Origin of the sequence: Cellvibrio sp. UBA7661, assembly GCA_002483365.1 — a bacterium.
Lineage (GTDB): Bacteria > Pseudomonadota > Gammaproteobacteria > Pseudomonadales > Cellvibrionaceae > Cellvibrio.
The window spans coordinates 312894-330522 of record DLHT01000017.1; the positions used below are offsets into that span (position 1 = coordinate 312894).

Here is a 17629-nt window from a genome sequence, read left to right on the forward strand (position 1 = left end):
CGGGATTTTTTTATGGTTTGCGTTTTTAATAAATGTAATTGTCGTGCTCTGGAAAATGGTTGCTATTAATATGCGCACCCCGTTTTCTTTCTACATTAATTTTCTACGCTGGACTTTTTATGTTGAGCGAATTGCTCGCTATTCTCGCCCCTATTGTTATTTCCGTCGGCGCTGGATTTATTTGGGGTAAAACCGGTACTGGTTTTCCATCGGATTTTATTTCACGCATTGTCATGAATATTGGCTCGCCTTGTTTGATCGTCAGTGTCATGGCCAAGGTGGAAGTACAGCCAGAAGTGATGGGGCAGGTTGCCCTGGCAACAGCATTGACTATGACAGCGATGGGATTGTTTGGTTGGTTATTGTTGCGTTGGATGAAGTTGGAGATCGCTACTTATTTGCCGCCGCTGGTGTTTCCCAATAATGGCAACATGGGTTTGCCGTTATGTTTATTCGCTTATGGGCAAACTGGACTCGCGCTTGCGTTAGGTTCTTTCATGGTGATGATGGTTGCCACTTTCACCGTTGGTTTATTAATTGTTGCCAATAGCGAAGGTGGAATTTTTAAGCGTATGGAATCTATCGCTAAACAACCCGTCATTTATGCGATGGCAATCGCTGTGATTTTATTAATCACAGATACCGATTTGCCGCGTTGGATCAGCAATACACTGGATTTACTGGGTGGAATTGCTATTCCATTAATGACAATTGCATTGGGCGTATCGCTTGCAACATTAAAAATCCACTCATGGAAACGCAGTTTATTATTTAGTGTGTTACGTGTTGGTGGTGGTTTGTTGTTGGGCTTTATTGCCTGTGAATTAATGGGTTTGACAGGGGTGTCGCGCAATGTGGTGTTACTGCAGTCTGCAATGCCAATTGCAGTGTTTAATTATTTGTTGGCATTGCGTTACGGTCATAAACCGGAAGAAGTGGCAGCAATGGTTGTGGTGTCAACGCTTTTGGCTTTTATCGGTTTGCCGTTTTTACTAATGGTTATTTTGTAATGATATGTGTGCCGCGAGCTTCACAAAAAGTGGGGCAATAAAAAAAACCGCCTACAATAAAAAACCCGCCTAGAGACTAGGCGGGTTTTTTATTAGCGGGGCGTTTGCTTAAAACTTAGTTTTTAGCAGCAGCTGCTTTCTTTTCTTTCTCTTTGGCGATTACCGCTTCTGCCACGTTAGCAGGGCATGCAGCATAGTGATCGAATTCCATAGAGAACTGACCACGGCCAGAGGTCATGGTACGCAGGGTGCTGATGTAACCAAACATTTCTGATAGCGGAACCTGTGCCTTGATACGCACACCAGTTACACCTGAGTCTTGGCCATTGATCATACCGCGACGACGGTTCAAGTCACCGATAACATCACCTACGTGATCTTCTGGAGTGAACACGTCTACCTTCATGATTGGCTCCAACAATTGTGGGCCAGCCTTAGGCATAGATTGACGGAATGCACCTTTTGCAGCGATTTCAAACGCGATTGCAGAGGAGTCTACGGCGTGGAATCCACCGTCGAACAATTCTACTTCTACGTCCAATACCGGGAAGCCAGCCAATGGACCAGTGCCCATCATGCCTTCAAAGCCCTTCTCGATGGCTGGGTAGAATTCTTTTGGAACGCTACCACCCACAACGGTAGTGGTGAACTTGAAGCCAGAGTTTGGCTCGCCCGGACGGATGCGGTAGTCGATCTTACCGTACTGACCAGAACCACCTGATTGTTTCTTGTGGGTGTAAGAGTCTTCGATCTCACGGGTAATGGTTTCGCGGTAGGCTACTTGTGGTTGACCAACGTTCAGCTCAACACCGTAGGTGCGCTTCATGATGTCCACTTTAATATCCAAGTGCAGCTCACCCATACCTTTAAGGATGGTTTCGCCTGAGTCTTGATCGGTCTCTACACGGAAAGTTGGGTCTTCTGACACCAGCTTGCCGATGGCGGTAGCCATTTTCTCGATCATGCTCTTGTCTTTTGGTGTTACCGCGATAGAGATTACTGGCTCAGGGAATACCATGGGCTCCAAAGTACAAGGAATCTTTGGATCACACAGGGTGTGACCAGTTTGCACGTTCTTCAAACCAATCAACGCAACGATGTCACCGGCTTGTGCGGTGGTCAGGTCGGTACGGTCGTTTGCATGCATCTCCACCATACGGCCAACGCGTTCAGATTTGCCGGTGAAAGAGTTGAGGATGGTATCGCCCTTGTTAAGAACGCCTGAGTAGATACGAATAAAGGTCAGGGCGCCGAAACGGTCGTCCATGATTTTGAACGCCAGTGCGCGGAAAGGCTCGTCAGCAGAAACGATAGCGTAGTTACCCGTTTCGTTACCTTCTTCGTCAGTCAAAGGCTGTGGGTTAACTTCGGTTGGGTTTGGCAGGTAATCCACTACCGCGTCCAACAAGAGTTGCATACCCTTATTTTTGAAAGCAGAACCGCAATAGGTTGGGAAGAAGGCCATCTCGCGAGTACCTTTACGGATACAACGCTTGATGTCTTCGATAGATGGCTGCTCGCCTTCCATGTAAGCCATCAGCAGGTCATCGTCCACTTCAACGGCGTTTTCAACCATTTGGTCGCGGTACATTTCAACATCATCAACCATGTCAGCTGGGATGTCGGTAACTTTGTAGTTTTCTGGAAGGCCAGAATCATCCCATACATAAGCTTGACGGGTCAGCAGGTCTACCACGCCTACGAAGGTGTCTTCACGGCCGATAGGCAGGGTCATGATCAGCGGCTTGGCACCCAGTACTTTTTTGATCTGATCAGTTACGCGCAGGAAGTCAGCACCGATACGGTCCAGCTTGTTAACGAAAATCAAACGAGAAACTTTAGAGTCGTTCGCATAGCGCCAGTTGGTTTCTGATTGCGGCTCTACACCACCAGAACCACAAAATACGCCAATACCGCCGTCAAGTACTTTCAATGAGCGATACACTTCTACGGTGAAGTCAACGTGTCCGGGGGTATCGATAACATTGAAGCGGTGACCTTTCCAGAAACAGCTCACAGCTGCTGACTGGATGGTAATACCACGTTCAGCTTCTTGTTCCATGAAGTCGGTAGTTGTAGAACCATCGTGCGTGTCGCCGGCTTTATGGATTTTACCGGTCAGTTTGAGGATACGCTCAGTGGTAGTGGTTTTACCGGCGTCAACGTGAGCGAAGATACCGATGTTTCTGTAAAGGGATAAGTCAGCCATAGGACTCTCTTTATGTGTTAATACTAAGGTTAGAAAAAAGCTGGGTTAGAAAATAGCGGCGTAATATACAGGAAGTTATCCAAAATTGCGCACAGAAAAAGAAGGCTATCTTGATTGTTTTACATTTTTTGGATCGATAAGGGCGATTTTTGGGGTAATACGATGAAGTTTGGCCTGTCTGACGCTCTTGCTGATGAGTTCCTGTGGTTCATAGCAGAGAAGTTAAGCTCACCAGTGCCCGCTCAATCCGGTTGCTCCATACGCAGGCACAAGAAAGCCGGATAAATTGCCGGTATTTCTGGCTGGCCGAAAAAATAGGGCCGGGCGCGATGCTGATTCCCTGTTCCATGGCTTTGTATGCCAGGGCAAACGTATCCACATCACCCGGTAATTCCAGCCAGATGACAAAACCGCCTTCAGGACGGGTGATTTTGGTGCCTTCGGGAAAATAATGGACAACGGCTTCTGTCATGCGCGCCACTGCTTGTGCGTAATCGCTGCGCACCCGTCGTAAATGGCGCTCGTATTGACCGTTTTCCAGCAGTTCAGTAACTGCCAGTTGCGGAACTGTTGTTGTTGCCAGATTCAACACGTACTTCATGTACTCTACTTTTTCCTGATAGCGCCCCGGCGCAATCCAGCCTACGCGCAAACCCGGCGAAAGGGTTTTGGATACTGAGCTGCATAGAATGACGTTTTCATCCAAGCCCTTGAGTAACGAAGGTCGGGCGTGACTGAAGCCCAAATCACCATAGATATCATCTTCAATCAGTGTGATTTCCTTTGCTTTGAGCATCGTGACCAGTTTTTGTTTGTGTTCATCGGGCATGAGGCAACCCAATGGATTGCTGAAATTCGGTGTGACGACACAGGCTTTTACCGGCCAGCGGCCGAGTGCCAGTTCGAGCGCTTCCAGCGACATGCCTGAGTGTGGGGTAGTGGGGATTTCCAGAGCCTCCAACCCAAGTGACTCGATCACCTGTAACAATCCATAAAATGTCGGTGACTCTATGGCGACCACATCACCCGGTGATGTGACCGCGCGCAGCGCCAAAGTCAGTGCTTCCTGGCAGCCGTTGGTAATGACCAGATTGTCCGGATGCACAGCGCAGCCCGCATCGGCCAAGCGGCGCGATAATTGACGGCGCAGCTCGGGTGCGCCGGGCGAGAACTCATAATTTGCGGTGCGTACACGATAGTGACGCGCCGCTTTGGTGAGTGCTTGTTCAATCTGGCGTGTTGGTAGGAATTCTGCTGCGGGAACGGCCGCGCCCAACTGTACGACCGCCGGATCATTCGCGGCCTTGATCAGTTTCAACACCATATCCTGACCGGTTACCAGCGCCGGGCGCATAGTGGTAACAACAATGCGTGGAGGTGATACCGCCAACACCGGTTTGGTTTTGACATAAAACCCTGAGCGGTTGCGTACTTCCAGTAAGCCCCAATCCTCCAGTTGACGATAGGCCGATATAACGGTGGCGATACTCAACTGGCGCGCCTGTGCTTGCTGACGTACTCCGGGCAGGCGATCACCATCCTGAAATCCTCCTGCATTAATCAAGCTGGCCAGCTCATCGGCCAATTTCCGGTAGAGAATATCCATCGCAGCTCCGTTTTGGTGAAGGTTGTTCGCTTTGAATAGGTACAGTTAGCACCAAAACAATAGATACAGATTATGATTATCAATATCTGTAACGTATCAATTGTTTTTTTTTGAAACTGTAATGGTTGTTGCTCAGGAAATACACTGCTTTCTCGAAAATAACCCAGTAAAGCGAATTCAGGAGGTGCGTTATGGGTTTTCCTCTGTATCTAGTGGATGCTTTTGTTTCCACATCCTCAACGGACAGTCCATTTAGCGGTAATCCCGCTGGTGTATGTATTTTGAAGCAAGAACAGCCTGCCAGCTGGATGCAAAACGTCGCACTGGAAATGAACCAGTCCGAAACAGCCTTTGTGCACAAACGTTTCGATGGCAGTTGGAATTTGCGTTGGTTTACCCCTCAGGTGGAGGTAAATCTCTGCGGCCACGCGACTCTCGCTGCCGCTCACGCACTCTGGCAGCACGCAGGTGAAACAGCGCCGCTGCTGACCTTTCACACCCTCAGTGGTCAGCTTACGGCCGTGCGCAATGGCGATGAAATCCAGCTTGATTTCCCATCAGACTTTCCTCAATCCGCGCCTCGGGTTCCGTCCGGTTTAATTGAGTTACTAGGCAAGCAACCACATTGGTTTGGAACAGGGAAAGACGATCTTATTGCGGTATTGGATTCGGCCGATGATGTGCGCAACTTTGTGCCTGATGCAGAAAAAATCGCGTCGTTTACAACACGAGGATTAATCATCACTGCGCCAGGCGATACGGGTTCTGGTTTGGATATGGTCTCGCGCTTTTTTGCGCCCAAAGTTGGTATCAGTGAAGATCCCGTGACCGGTTCCGCTCACTGCATGCTGGCGTGTTATTGGGGAAATCGCCTCGATAAAACCCGCTTGTATGCGCATCAGGCATCAGCGCGCGGTGGCTGGCTGACACTGCATTTACGTGATGATCGTGTTCTATTAAGCGGTAAAGCCCGCACTATGTTGACAGGAGAATTTTATGGCTGATTTAACAAATGCGGATCAGAAACCTACAGCAGCCACTCCAGTGTGTTGGCGCAACGGTCACATTGTTCCACTCGAACAAGCAACGGTTTCTGTTTTTGATCACGGACTTTTATATGGCGATGGCGTGTTCGAAGGCATCCGTTTTTACAACGGCCGCGCCTTTCGTTTGCAAGCACATCTGGAGCGATTATTTTTATCGGCACGCGCAATTGCACTCAATATTCCCTACAGCATTGAGCAATTAACTAACACTGTTATTGAAACCATTTCAGTAGCGCCTGAAGCCAATGGTTATTTGCGTTTAGTTGTCACCCGCGGCCCCGGTCCGCTGGGAATTGATCCTTCGCGCTGCCATTCGCCAGTGGTGTTTATTGTTGCCGATCGCTTGCAATTGGTGAGCGAAAGAGTGCGTAGCGAAGGAGCAAAAGTCATCATCGCCGCCACACGCCGTTTGGGAGCCGATGGACTTGATCCGCGCATCAAAAGTTTGAATTACCTCAATCACATACTCGCGCGTATGGAAGCCACGCACGCCGGTGCCGATGAAGCCATTTTGTTAAACAGCGCAGGCAGAATTGCCGAGGGTAGTGCGGATAATATTTTTATCGTACAGCGCGGCGAATTATTAACACCGCCAGTAATTGAAGGCGCGCTGGATGGCATCACCCGCCAAGTGGTATTGGAACTTGCTGAAAAGCTCGGCATAAAGTCCCGCGAAATTCCACTCGCCCCTTACGATTTATTCACGGCAGATGAATGTTTTCTTACCGGAACCGGAGCGGAGTTAATTCCAGTGGGATACGCGGATGGTAGAAAAATACCGGAGTGCCCCGGCCCGATTTATTCGCGTTTGGCAGTGGCGTTTAGGGAGTTGGTCACTTCAGGTTGATTGTCGCATCCCAACTCAGTCCAGTCTTTTACCTGTGGGTTGAAAAAACCGGTTTTTTCATAGATGTAACGCAGGGTTCCGTTGGTATGAAGTTCTTTCAATCCTTTTTGTAAGGCTTCGTATACCACTAGTCCCTTGGGATGTTTTTTGCTGACAATAAAATGAAGTGATTCGTTGAATGCAACTTTCATCCCTTGTAACGGAACCAAATTAATATCGTTGAAGGAACCGTTTAGATCGGACGAATTGAAAAAAGGAAATAACATAAAGTCCGCACGTTTGGCGACGATCATTCGCGCCATTAAATGAGGGTTGGATGCTGCTGTGATTATTTTCGGGGTTATGCAGGTAATTTCAGCATTATCGTGAATCCAATTTTGGTTGGTCGTTATTGCATAGTGTTTCAACTCGTCGGCATGTTTGATGGACAATAGTTTTTTATTATCTGGAACCGTGTAGATACCTTTCACAAATTCTTTTTCTTTTAATACTGGATCGGAGATGTAAAACAAGTCTGGATTAATATCCGTTTTCCAAACGATAAAACCCGGCATCAGTGTTACTGAATTGGCAGAGTCATGGATGATGCGCAAATAATCAGGTGTATTATTGAATTCAAATGCTGGTTTGAGTCCACCAAGCTCCAACGCTCTGCACAGTATTAACAACTCGGCCACGATTTGATTATGGCCTATATGAGTGTGGTGGATGTTCGGGCAGCTTCCGTTATTGAATGCCAGGGGGCGCGGGACAAAACTGGCACTGTACATACCAATCGGTAAGGTGATTATTTCTGTTGTCTCTACATCCCGGGTATTGCCGGGTTGCGCGAGGAGTATTCCCAGTATCAAGCACAGCATGTGTAGTTGTTTCATAACGGGCTTTATATTATCCAAATCGCGGGGAGTACCTATATCAGGTAATACTGTTGCAAGTACACCTGTAGCAATTGGAAGTATAGACACATGGATGGAAGCTATTTACCGGTTATTTAAAGATTGAAATGCCCGAATGCTTGAATTACCCCCGTGCATTCCTTAGTCTGGGTGCCTTTTCGAATTAAGGGCTCCCAGCCTCTGTTACGGGATTACACTTCATGTCTGCTGTCAAAGAAATCGTTTTAACTTTTAGTTGTCAGGATTCCAAAGGCTTGGTGGCCGCCGTTGCTACCTTGTTTGCGACTTTGGGTTTTAACATTAAAGAGTCTTCGCAATTTGAAGATGTGCACAGTAACCGCTTTTTTATGCGTACCGTGTTTGAGTGCCCGGCTGGTTACAATTTGGGGCAGATTCGCTCGCTGTTTAAGCCGCTGGGTGAGCAGTACCAAATGGATTGGAATATTTTTGACAGTGCGAGCAAACCCCGTGTGCTGATTGCGGTATCGCAATGGGGGCATTGTTTAAATGCGTTGTTAAATAGCTGGAAAAACGGCTCACTGCCCATTGATATTGTGGGTGTGGTTTCCAACCACAATGTGATGCGCGATTTAACTGAATGGTATCAACTGCCATTTCATTATTTGCCCATCACGGCAGATACCAAACCCCAGCAAGAAGGGCAGTTGTGGCAACTCATGCAGGATTTGCAGGCGGATTTTTTAGTGCTCGCACGTTATATGCAAATTCTGTCCGATGATTTGTGTCACAAACTCAATGGTCGCGCGATTAATATCCATCACTCATTTTTGCCCGGATTTAAAGGTGCAAAACCCTATCACCAGGCATTTGATCGCGGCGTGAAATTGATTGGCGCTACGGCGCATTTTGTGACGGCGGATTTGGATGAAGGCCCGATTATCGAACAATCGGTTGAGCGCGTTTCCCACGTAAATTCACCGGATGAAATGGCAGAAATTGGGCGCGATATTGAAGCGGTAGTTTTAAACCGCGCTGTGCGCTGGCACGCCGAGCACCGTGTATTGATTAACGGTACCAAGACGGTGGTGTTTTCGCGCTAAACGCGAATGCTTTTTTGAGGTAAATGAAAACGCGGTGACGAAATACTCACCGCGTTTTTTTATTGCCCGTGTTTGGCGATTATCGTGCAGTCGCCTTTTTCGCCGCACTTGCCAGCGCTAATAACCCCAGCGCGACCAAGCCAAAAGACACACTCAAACTGGTCAGCTCGGCGATAAATCCAATCACTGCCGGGCCTGCCAATAAACCTGCGTAACCCATACTCACGACGGCGGCTATGGCCAAGCCCATGGGCATGGAGGTTTGGTTGCCGGCGGCGGTAAAAAGTACCGGCACTATGTTGGATGCTCCAACGCCCACCAGCGTAAAACCGACAAAAGCGGCGGGGCTGTAGGGAATCAGGATCACGAGTAAAAATCCGCTCGCGGCAAACAACCCACCCCAGAGCACAACACGGGTGCCACCGAGGGCGTTGACGATTTTGTCGCCGGTAAAGCGACCAATGGTCATCGCAACCGAGAAGCAGGCGAAGCCCAAACCCGCGTAGACCGGATCTATGCCGCGCAGGGTGTTGAGGAATACCGCGCTCCAATCCAGCACCGCACCTTCAGCGAGAAAGGCGACAAAACAGAGGCTGCCAATCAATAGCACTTTACCGCGCGGCACCACAAAAAACGGTTCGCGCTCGCCGCTGGTATTTTCATTGCGATCTGCCGGTAACAGATCTTTAGCGGCGTAGGCCAGCATCAGCAATAGCACCGTGGCAAGGCAGAGCAGGGCGTGGAACGGCGATAAACCCAACCACATTAACGCGCTCATAATCACCGCACCGAAAATCCCGCCCAAACTGTAAAACCCGTGAAAGCCCGACATCATGGCGCGGCCACTGGCTTTTTCCACCACTACCGCCTGCATGTTCATGGCGACATCAGTAGCGCCGAGCATCATGCCAAATACCAGCAGGTTGATTGCCATACCGCCAATACCGGGCGAAATGGCCAAACAGACTAAACTGACACACATCAACAATAAACTGATGGTGATGACCCGGCGGCAACCGTAGCGATTCACCAGCGGCCCGGTCACTGGCATGGCCATCAGCGAGCCTATGCCAAAACAGAGAATCAGCAGCCCGAGGGTAGATTCGCCAATGGCCAAACGCGCCTTGGCAAAAGGAATCAGCGGTGCCCAAGCGGACATCGCAAGGCCGGTAATCAGGAAGGTAAAACGGGTGGAGAGGTATTGCGCGGGGCCAATCGGGAGGCGGTTGGCAACCATGGTTTGGGAGGCAGACATAACCAAAAATCCGACAAATAAAAACAGCCGCGCACTATACCTCTGGCACCAAAAGCCTGGTTAGTGAGGATTTGTAAATTCTATTCAGGCTGGCGGACTCGGCTATCCTTGATATGAGGCAATGTTTCTTCCGTAATTGCAGTTAGGATTACAACAAACTGGATATTGACGTGCCAGGCATCGACCCCCAAGGCATCGACAGGAATTGAACCCGCTAATGAGCAATAAAGAAGTTGTGTTCCGCACCCGGCAACTCACCCGCGTTTATCACACCGGCGAGGTGGAAATTCGCGCTTTGGCGGGCGTGGATCTGGAATTGTACGCCGGGGAATTTGTGGTGCTGCTGGGCGCATCCGGCAGTGGTAAATCCACCTTGCTCAATATTCTGGGCGGGCTGGATCGCGCCAGCAGTGGCGAGGTCTGGTACGGCGAGCAGGATTTAAGCCACGCCGATGACGATCAGCTCACCGAATTTCGTCGCCAGCATGTCGGTTTTATCTTCCAGTTTTACAACCTTATTCCCAGCCTCACCGCGCGTGAAAATGTGGCGCTGGTGACGGATATCGCCCGCAACCCCATGCCACCGGAAACCGCACTGGGTTTGGTGGGTTTGGGGGAGCGGCTCGATCACTTTCCTGCCCAGCTCTCGGGCGGTGAGCAGCAGCGGGTGGCCATTGCCCGCGCCATCGCCAAGCGGCCAGAAGTCTTACTGTGCGATGAACCCACCGGCGCGCTGGATTCAGCAACCGGCATTCGGGTGTTGGAGGTGCTGCAGCGCATTAACCGCGAGCTGGGCACTACCACGGTGGTGATTACCCACAACGCAGTGATTGCCGAGATGGCCGATCGTTTGATTCGGGTGAGCGATGGCAAGGTGAGCGAAGTCAGGCTCAACCCAAACCCGGTCGCGCCCGACCAGTTGCACTGGTAGCCCATGCGCGCCCTACAACGCAAACTGCTGCGCAACCTCTGGGGCATGAAAGGTCAGGGGTTGGCGATTGCGGCGGTAATTGCCACTGGCGTCGCCATGTTTGTGATGTCGCTAACCGCGCTGGATTCGCTCAACCTGAGCCAGCAGTCGGTGTACCGCAGCCAGCAATTTGCCGAGGTGTTTGCCAGCGTAAAACGCGCGCCCGAGTCGCTGCTGGAGCGGCTGCAACAGCTGCCGGGAGTCGCCATCGCCGAAACCCGCGTGCAAGCGCCACTGCGGATTCAAATGCCCGCATTTGCCGAACCTATCACCGGCCTTGCTCTGTCCATTCCCGATGGCCAACAGCCGCTGCTGAACCAGCTCTACTTTCGCGCTGGCGGTTTGCCTGATTCTGCGCGCGACGATCAACTGGTGGTGAGCGAGGCCTTTGCCGAGGCGCATCAACTCAAGCCCGGCGATCAACTGGCGCTGATTATCAATGGCCGCTACCAAAACCTGCAGGTGGCGGGCATAGCCCTGTCGCCCGAGTTTATTTACCAAATCCGCCCCGGCGATTTGTTCCCCGATTTCTCGCGCTACGCCATTGTGTGGATGAACCGCCGCGCGCTGGAAGCTGCGTTTGATATGGACGGCGCCTTCAACAATTTGGTCATCAGCCTCGCCCCCGGCAGCCGCCCTGAACCGGTGATTGCCGCGGTGGATCTGCTGCTGGAGCCTTGGGGCGGTTTGGGCGCCTATGACCGCGACGAGCAGATGTCGCACCGCTACCTCACCCAAGAGCTGGCCCAGCTCAAGGCGATGGCGATTATCCTGCCGCTGATTTTTATCAGCGTGGCGGCGTTTTTGTTAAACGTGGTGGCGGCGCGGGTGATTCGCACCCAGCGCGAGCAAATCGCGGTGTTAAAAGCCTTTGGTTACAGCCGTGTGGATGTCGCCCTGCATTATCTGCAACTGGTGCTGGTGGTAGTGTTTATCGGCTCCCTCGCGGGGGTATTGCTGGGCGTATGGATGGCCAGTGGCATAGCCAGTTTGTATCAGGATTTTTTCCGTTTCCCGTGGTTGGAGTTTCGTTTGCGCGGCGTGGTGGTGCTGGCCGCTATCGCCATTGCCGGTGGCGCGACCTTGCTGGGGGTTTTGGCCACGGTACTGAGCGCGTTTCGCCTGCCACCGGCAGAGGCTATGCGGCCAGAGCCACCGGCGCGCTATAGCATCAGTTTCATTGAACGCTTGGGGCCGAAAACCCTGAGCCAACCGGTGCGCATGATTTTGCGCAGCCTGGCGCGCCAGCCGGTAAAGGCGGCGCTGTCGGTGGTGGGGATCGGGTTTGCGGTGGCGATTATGATGGTCACCGGCTTCCAGCGCAGCGCCATCACCTACATGTTGGATGTGCAGTTTCGCCTCGCGCAAAAGCAGGATGTAACAGTGAGTTTTTATGAGCCAGCGGAGCGGCGCGCGCTCTACGAATTACTCGCGCTGCCGGGGGTGACCTATGCTGAGCCGTTTCGCGCAGCACCGGCGATTTTGCGCGCCGGGCAGCGCGAATATCGCACTCCAGTGCAGGGTTATGTGCCCGATGCCCAGCTGTTTAGCGTGCTCAATACCCAGTTGCAGCCCATCGCCATTCCCACGGAAGGCCTGCTGCTTACCGATCATTTGGCGCGCTTTTTAGGTGTTAAACCCGGCGATAGCCTGCAAGTCAGTGTGCAAGAGGGGCGGCGCCCGCAGCTGGATATTCCGGTGGTGGGGCTGGTGCAGGAATACATAGGCGTAGGGGCTTATATGCACCACGCCCGCCTGAGCCAGTTGCTGCGCGAGAGCGAGACGATTAGTGGTGCCTTTTTGGCGGTGGATGCACAGCAACTGCCTGAGCTACAGCGGCGCTTGGAGCAAATGCCACGGGTGGCGGCGGTGACCCTGCGGGAGAACAGTATCCGCGCCTTTTTTGACATGATGGATCAAAGCATTCTCATCTTTACCCTGTTCAGCATGGCCATGGCCGGTGCGATTGCCTTTGCCGTGGTTTACAACAATGCGCGCATCGCCTTTGCCGAGCGCAGCCATGAGCTGGCCACCTTGCGGGTGTTGGGGTTTGCGCGGGCAGAAGTGGCGTTTATTTTGGTGGGCGAGCTGATGCTGTTAACCCTGCTCGCGCTGCCGGTGGGTTTTGGTTTGGGGGTGCTCTTGTGCCAGCTGCTCACTCTGGGAATGCAAACGGATTTGTACCGGGTGCCCTTGGTGTTAACGCCGCAAACCTACGCTAATTCGGCGCTGGTGGTGTTGGTGGCGACCCTGGCCTCACTGTTAATTGTCGGGCGCTCACTGGCCCGGCTGGATATGGTATCGGCGCTTAAAGCGCGGGATTGATGAAGGACTTTTTTATGGGGTTAGCCAAAAGCTCTACGCAGTCAACGACAGACTCTACGCAGTCAACAACAGGCTTTATGCACTTATCCAAACGACAAACCCTTATTTACGGCGGTTTGCTCGCGCTGCTGGTGCTGGCGTTAATCGCCGGTTTTCGCCCGCCCGCCGCACTGGTGGATAGCGCTCTGGTAGCGCGCGCCAGTATGCAGGTGACGGTGGAGGATGAAGGGCGCACACGGCTCGCGGATCGCTATCAGGTATCGGCACCGGTGGCGGGTTATTTGAGCCGTATAACTCTGGAGCCGGGCGATACCGTCACCCCGGGGCAGGCGCTGTTTAGCATCAACCCCACACCCGCCAATGCGTTGGATGCCCGCAGCCGCGCCCAAGCGGAAGCTACCTTGGCCCGAGCCGAGGCGGCACTTGCCGCTGCCCAAACCCAGGTAGAGGCCGAGCAGGCGCGACTGGAATTGGCCAATCAAGAACTGGCGCGCATTCAGCCGCTCACCCAAGCCGGTCATTTACCTGCCGATACTTTGGATCGCGCCCGCGCCGAAGCCCGCCGCGCCCAAGCCAGTGTCAATTCCGCGCGCTTTGCGGTGGATGTCGCGCACCACGAACTGGAAAATGCCCAAGCCACTCTGGCCATTGGTGGCGGCACCCAGCGCGATGCGCCGCTGACCGTGAATTCGCCCATTAACGGGGTAGTGCTCAGCCGCCAGCGCCAGAGCGAAGGCACAGTGCAATCGGGCGAGGCGATACTGACGCTGGGCGATTTGAATAACTTGGAGGTCGAGGTGGATTTGCTCTCCCCCGATGCCGTGCGGGTACAACCGGGTATGCGCGTGGAATTAACCCGCTGGGGTATGGAAGGTGTGCTGCCCGGCAGAGTGCGGCGCGTTGACCCTGCCGGTTTTACTCGTGTTTCCGCACTGGGGGTAGAGGAGCAGCGGGTGTGGGTGATTGTGGATATAGACGCCCCCCGCGCCCAGTGGCAATCACTGGGCGATGCCTACCGGGTGGAGGCGCGGTTTATCCTCTGGGAGGGCGAGAATATTCTGCAAATCCCCGCCAGCGCGCTATTCCGGCAGGGTGATGAATGGCGCTGTTACGTGATTGAACAGGGCCGCGCCAAACAGCGCGTGGTGAACCTTGGCCGCCGCAGCGGCCTGCAAGTAGAAATTGCCAGCGGCCTCAACGAGGGCGAACGGGTACTGCTGTACCCCGGGCAAAATATCCAGCAGGGCTCGCGGGTTAAGTTGCGCTAATGACCGGCCTGCAGTGCTTTGCTATGGCATTCGACGTTAAGAAATAGAGGCCATTTACCAACAGATCAGGCAAAAAAGCCGGAGCTTGGGACGGCTAGGGATGCAATCATGGCTGGTTGAGTTTTGTACTACACTCAAAAACCGGAGAGGTGTATTAGTGATTGTTCAAGGAGCTAGTCATGAAATTGTTTTCTTTCAAAAAAGATGGTCAAGATGGGGACAAGCAAGAACTGCAGAAGCAAGGCGCGGAATATTTACGCGATGAGATGAATGCAATTCAAAGCAACACAGCCACCATTAGCTTTGACACTCAAGGTTATATTCAAGATGTCAATGAGCTGTTTTTATCTGTCGTCGGATACTCAAAAAACGAAGTGGTGGGTAAACATCATCGAATGTTCTGCACCAGTGCAACCACTAATGCACGTGAATATGAAATTTTTTGGCGCGATCTAGCTTCTGGTAGAGCCTTCTCCGGCACCTTTGAGCGAATTAATAAAAGCGGTCAACCGGTGTATTTGTATGCCAATTACTTTCCGGTAAAAAATTCTGCTGGAATCGTAACAAAAATTATAAAAATTGCTTGCGACGTAACAAAAACACAAATGGCGTTAAATGATAAAAATGCCATTTTGTTTGCACTGGATAGATCTCTTGCGGTTATCGAATTCACGCCGCAGGGCGAGGTTATTACGGCAAATGAAAATTTCCAAAAAACCATGGGTTTTCCCCTACATGCGATTGTTGGGCAGCACCATCGGATTTTTTGCGATGCTGATTTTTATCGTGAAAACCCGGACTTTTGGAAAAAATTAGCCAGTGGTGAACACTTCTCTGGCAAATTTAAACGCAAGGATTCGCAAGGCAGTGTGGTGTGGCTGGAAGCGACCTACAACCCTATATTTGATAGCGCCGGCAAGGTGACAAAAGTTATTAAGTTTGCCTCAGATATTACAGAGCGTGTAGAAATAGCCATGCGAGCGATTGATCTTGCAGCTGCAACTTCTGAGCAAACATCACAGATCACCACCAACGCGGTCAGTGTGCTAAATGAAGCCATAGAGACGTCCCATCATATTGCTGATGAAGTAAAGCAAGCCTCACAAATTGGTGCGCAGTTGAATGTGCAATCCAAAAACATTAATGACATTGTGACCACTATACGTTCCATTGCTGAGCAAACCAATTTACTCGCGTTGAATGCGGCGATTGAAGCGGCGCGCGCCGGTGAGTCAGGTAGGGGTTTTTCAGTTGTTGCCGATGAGGTGAGAAAACTCGCAGCAGATACCGCAAAAGCCACCGCTGAAATCAGCAAGGTCGTACAAAACAACACGAGTTTGATTAACAATATAGATTCAAAACTTAACCAAATTAATGGTGTTGCCTTGCACGGTGAGGAGAGCATCAGTGAGGTGGCTATTGGCTTGGCTCAAGTACGCAATGGTGTTGATGATTTTGTGCGTATGGTTGAAACCATGCGCCCTTAACATCACAAGGTTCTTCGCCAGGGTGTTTGGTAAACCATGACCAATTTGCAACTCTTCACCACCCTGGTGCCTATCCTCGCCGTATTTGTGCTACTGGTGCTGCTGCGCCTGCCCGCCACCCGCGCTATGCCGTTGAGTTTGGTTATTACCGCCGCCTTTGCGTTTTATGTGTGGCAGGTGCCGACGGTGCAGTTGGCGGCGTCGGTATTGGAAGGCTGGGTAATCGCCTTCACCATTTTGATGATCGTGTTTGGCGCGATTTTGCTGTTGAACACCCTTACTGCGCTGGGTGCGATCAAGGTGATTTGCGCTGGTTTTGCGCGCATATCACCGGATCATCGGGTGCAGGTCATTATCATCGCCTGGTTATTCGGTGCTTTTTTGGAAGGTGCCAGTGGTTTTGGTACACCGGCGGCTATTGGTGCGCCGTTGTTGGTGGCGCTGGGTTTTCCGCCTATGGCGGCGGTGGTTATGGCGCTCTTGGGCGATAGTGCGCCGGTCTCATTCGGGGCGATAGGCACACCGGTCATTGTGGGTGTTGGACAGGGTATTCCTGATATCAGTGCGGGCGAATTACAGGCGATAGCGGTAACGGCGAGCGGTATCGATCTTCTGGTCGCGAGCTTTTTACCTCTGTTGATGTTGGCGCTGCTCACCCGTTTTTTTGGTGCGAATAAATCCTGGCGCGAAGGCTTGGCGATCTGGCCGTTTGCCTTATTCAGCGGGTTGGCATTTACGCTACCGGCCTATGTGATTGCGCGCTTTTTGGGGCCGGAGTTTCCCAGTCTGTTGGGCGCGTTGGTGGGATTAGGGCTGGTGGTAAGTGTTGCCCGACGTGGTTGGTTGTTGCCCAGCACTGCCTGGCGGTTACCGGTGTTGGAAGATGCTGAAACGCGAGAGACGGTTATTCCAGCGCCCATGGGTTTGTTCGCTGCCTGGTTGCCGTATCTGGTGGTGACAGGTTTGTTGGTACTGACGCGGGTAGATGCTTTGCCGTTTAAGGCGCTGCTGCAATCTGTGTCAGTCGAGTTTGACCAACTATTAGGTAGCGCCATTTCCACGCGTATTGCGCCTTTGTATCTCCCCGGAACCTTGTTTGTGTTGGTCGCATTGGCGGTGGCGGTGTTTTATCGTTTGCCGTTTGCCGCCACAGCATTGGTTTGGCGCGAATCCCTCGGGCGTATCTGGCCCACCCTTATCGCGCTGGGCACCTCTGTACCTATGGTGCGCATTTTCATTAATTCGGATGTGAACAGCGCCGGTCTTGCTGCTATGCCAACGGCGCTGGGTGAGTCGGCTGCAGCGACTTTTTCGTCTGGATGGCCATTGGTAGCGCCATTTATTGGCGCGTTAGGCAGTTTTGTCGCCGGTTCATCTACCTTCTCCAACATGATGTTTGCCAGCTTGCAGCAAGACGCCGCGCTCGCCAGTGACCTGTCATCAAGGGTGATTATTGCCTTGCAAATGCTCGGTTCAAACGCGGGTAATATGATCTGTGTAATGAATGTAGTGGCAGCTGCTTCGGTGGTAAAACTGGGTGGGCGGGAAGGTGAAATTATCCGTTTCACGCTCCTGCCCGCACTGCTGTATTGCAGTGCTATCGGGTTGGTTGGCTGGTGGTTCGCGAGTGAGTAGGTGGGGTTAAAAGT

Annotated in this window: 13 protein-coding genes; 9 read left to right on the top strand and 4 right to left on the bottom strand. The window is 51.9% G+C overall.

Features of this window, described 5'->3' with window-relative positions:
• Positions 1-119: 119 nt before the first annotated feature.
• Positions 120-1010, top strand: a complete 891-nt coding sequence (locus tag B2739_RS14570; protein ID WP_331346573.1) for an AEC family transporter — start codon at positions 120-122, stop codon at positions 1008-1010.
• Positions 1011-1125: 115 nt separating this feature from the next.
• Here B2739_RS14570 and fusA read toward each other — a convergent pair whose 3' ends face one another.
• Both fusA and B2739_RS14580 read right to left on the bottom strand, forming a co-directional pair.
• Positions 1126-3219 carry an elongation factor G gene (gene fusA, locus B2739_RS14575; RefSeq protein ID WP_331346574.1) on the bottom strand — a complete coding sequence of 698 codons (2094 nt, stop codon included), beginning with the start codon at positions 3217-3219 and terminating at the stop codon, positions 1126-1128.
• Positions 3220-3427: 208 nt separating this feature from the next.
• Entirely contained in the window at positions 3428-4825 is a 1398-nt protein-coding gene (locus B2739_RS14580; RefSeq protein WP_331346575.1) for a PLP-dependent aminotransferase family protein, read from the bottom strand.
• 191 nt (positions 4826-5016) lie between these two features.
• Between B2739_RS14580 and B2739_RS14585 the strand changes: the two genes are divergently transcribed.
• Complete coding sequence (locus B2739_RS14585) at positions 5017-5829, top strand: PhzF family phenazine biosynthesis protein (protein ID WP_331346576.1); 813 nt, start codon at positions 5017-5019, stop codon at positions 5827-5829.
• Positions 5822-6718: a branched-chain-amino-acid transaminase gene (gene ilvE / locus B2739_RS14590; RefSeq protein WP_331346577.1), complete on the top strand. Its 897-nt coding sequence runs from the start codon at positions 5822-5824 to the stop codon at positions 6716-6718. The genes B2739_RS14585 and ilvE overlap by 8 nt, the downstream gene beginning before the upstream one ends.
• Here the strand turns inward: ilvE and B2739_RS14595 are convergent.
• Entirely contained in the window at positions 6670-7593 is a 924-nt protein-coding gene (locus tag B2739_RS14595; RefSeq protein ID WP_331346578.1) for a hypothetical protein, read from the bottom strand. The genes ilvE and B2739_RS14595 overlap by 49 nt on opposite strands.
• Before the next feature lie 221 nt (positions 7594-7814).
• On the opposite strand from B2739_RS14595, the gene purU reads away from it, so the two are divergent.
• Complete coding sequence (purU, locus tag B2739_RS14600) at positions 7815-8675, top strand: formyltetrahydrofolate deformylase (RefSeq protein ID WP_331346579.1); 861 nt, start codon at positions 7815-7817, stop codon at positions 8673-8675.
• A 79-nt stretch (positions 8676-8754) separates the two neighbouring features.
• On the opposite strand, the gene B2739_RS14605 is transcribed toward purU, so the two are convergent.
• The gene (locus B2739_RS14605; RefSeq protein ID WP_331346580.1) at positions 8755-9930 is read right to left on the bottom strand and encodes an MFS transporter; all 1176 of its coding nucleotides are present in this window, start codon (positions 9928-9930) and stop codon (positions 8755-8757) included.
• Positions 9931-10147: 217 nt separating this feature from the next.
• Here B2739_RS14605 and B2739_RS14610 point away from each other — a divergent pair, with 217 nt between their 5' ends.
• The 5 genes from B2739_RS14610 to B2739_RS14630 all read left to right on the top strand — a co-directional run bounded on the left by B2739_RS14610 (position 10148) and on the right by B2739_RS14630 (position 17615).
• The gene (locus B2739_RS14610) at positions 10148-10861 is read left to right on the top strand and encodes an ABC transporter ATP-binding protein (protein ID WP_331346581.1); all 714 of its coding nucleotides are present in this window, start codon (positions 10148-10150) and stop codon (positions 10859-10861) included.
• 3 nt (positions 10862-10864) lie between these two features.
• On the top strand, positions 10865-13225 hold the full coding sequence (locus B2739_RS14615) for an ABC transporter permease (protein WP_331346582.1): 2361 nt from the start codon (positions 10865-10867) through the stop codon (positions 13223-13225).
• Positions 13226-13239: 14 nt separating this feature from the next.
• Positions 13240-14493, top strand: coding sequence for an efflux RND transporter periplasmic adaptor subunit (locus B2739_RS14620; protein ID WP_331346583.1), 1254 nt, complete (start codon positions 13240-13242; stop codon positions 14491-14493).
• Positions 14494-14672: 179 nt separating this feature from the next.
• Positions 14673-15980, top strand: a complete 1308-nt coding sequence (locus B2739_RS14625) for a PAS domain-containing methyl-accepting chemotaxis protein (protein WP_331346584.1) — start codon at positions 14673-14675, stop codon at positions 15978-15980.
• Positions 15981-16016: 36 nt separating this feature from the next.
• On the top strand, positions 16017-17615 hold the full coding sequence (locus B2739_RS14630; RefSeq protein WP_331346585.1) for an L-lactate permease: 1599 nt from the start codon (positions 16017-16019) through the stop codon (positions 17613-17615).
• Positions 17616-17629: the final 14 nt, after the last annotated feature.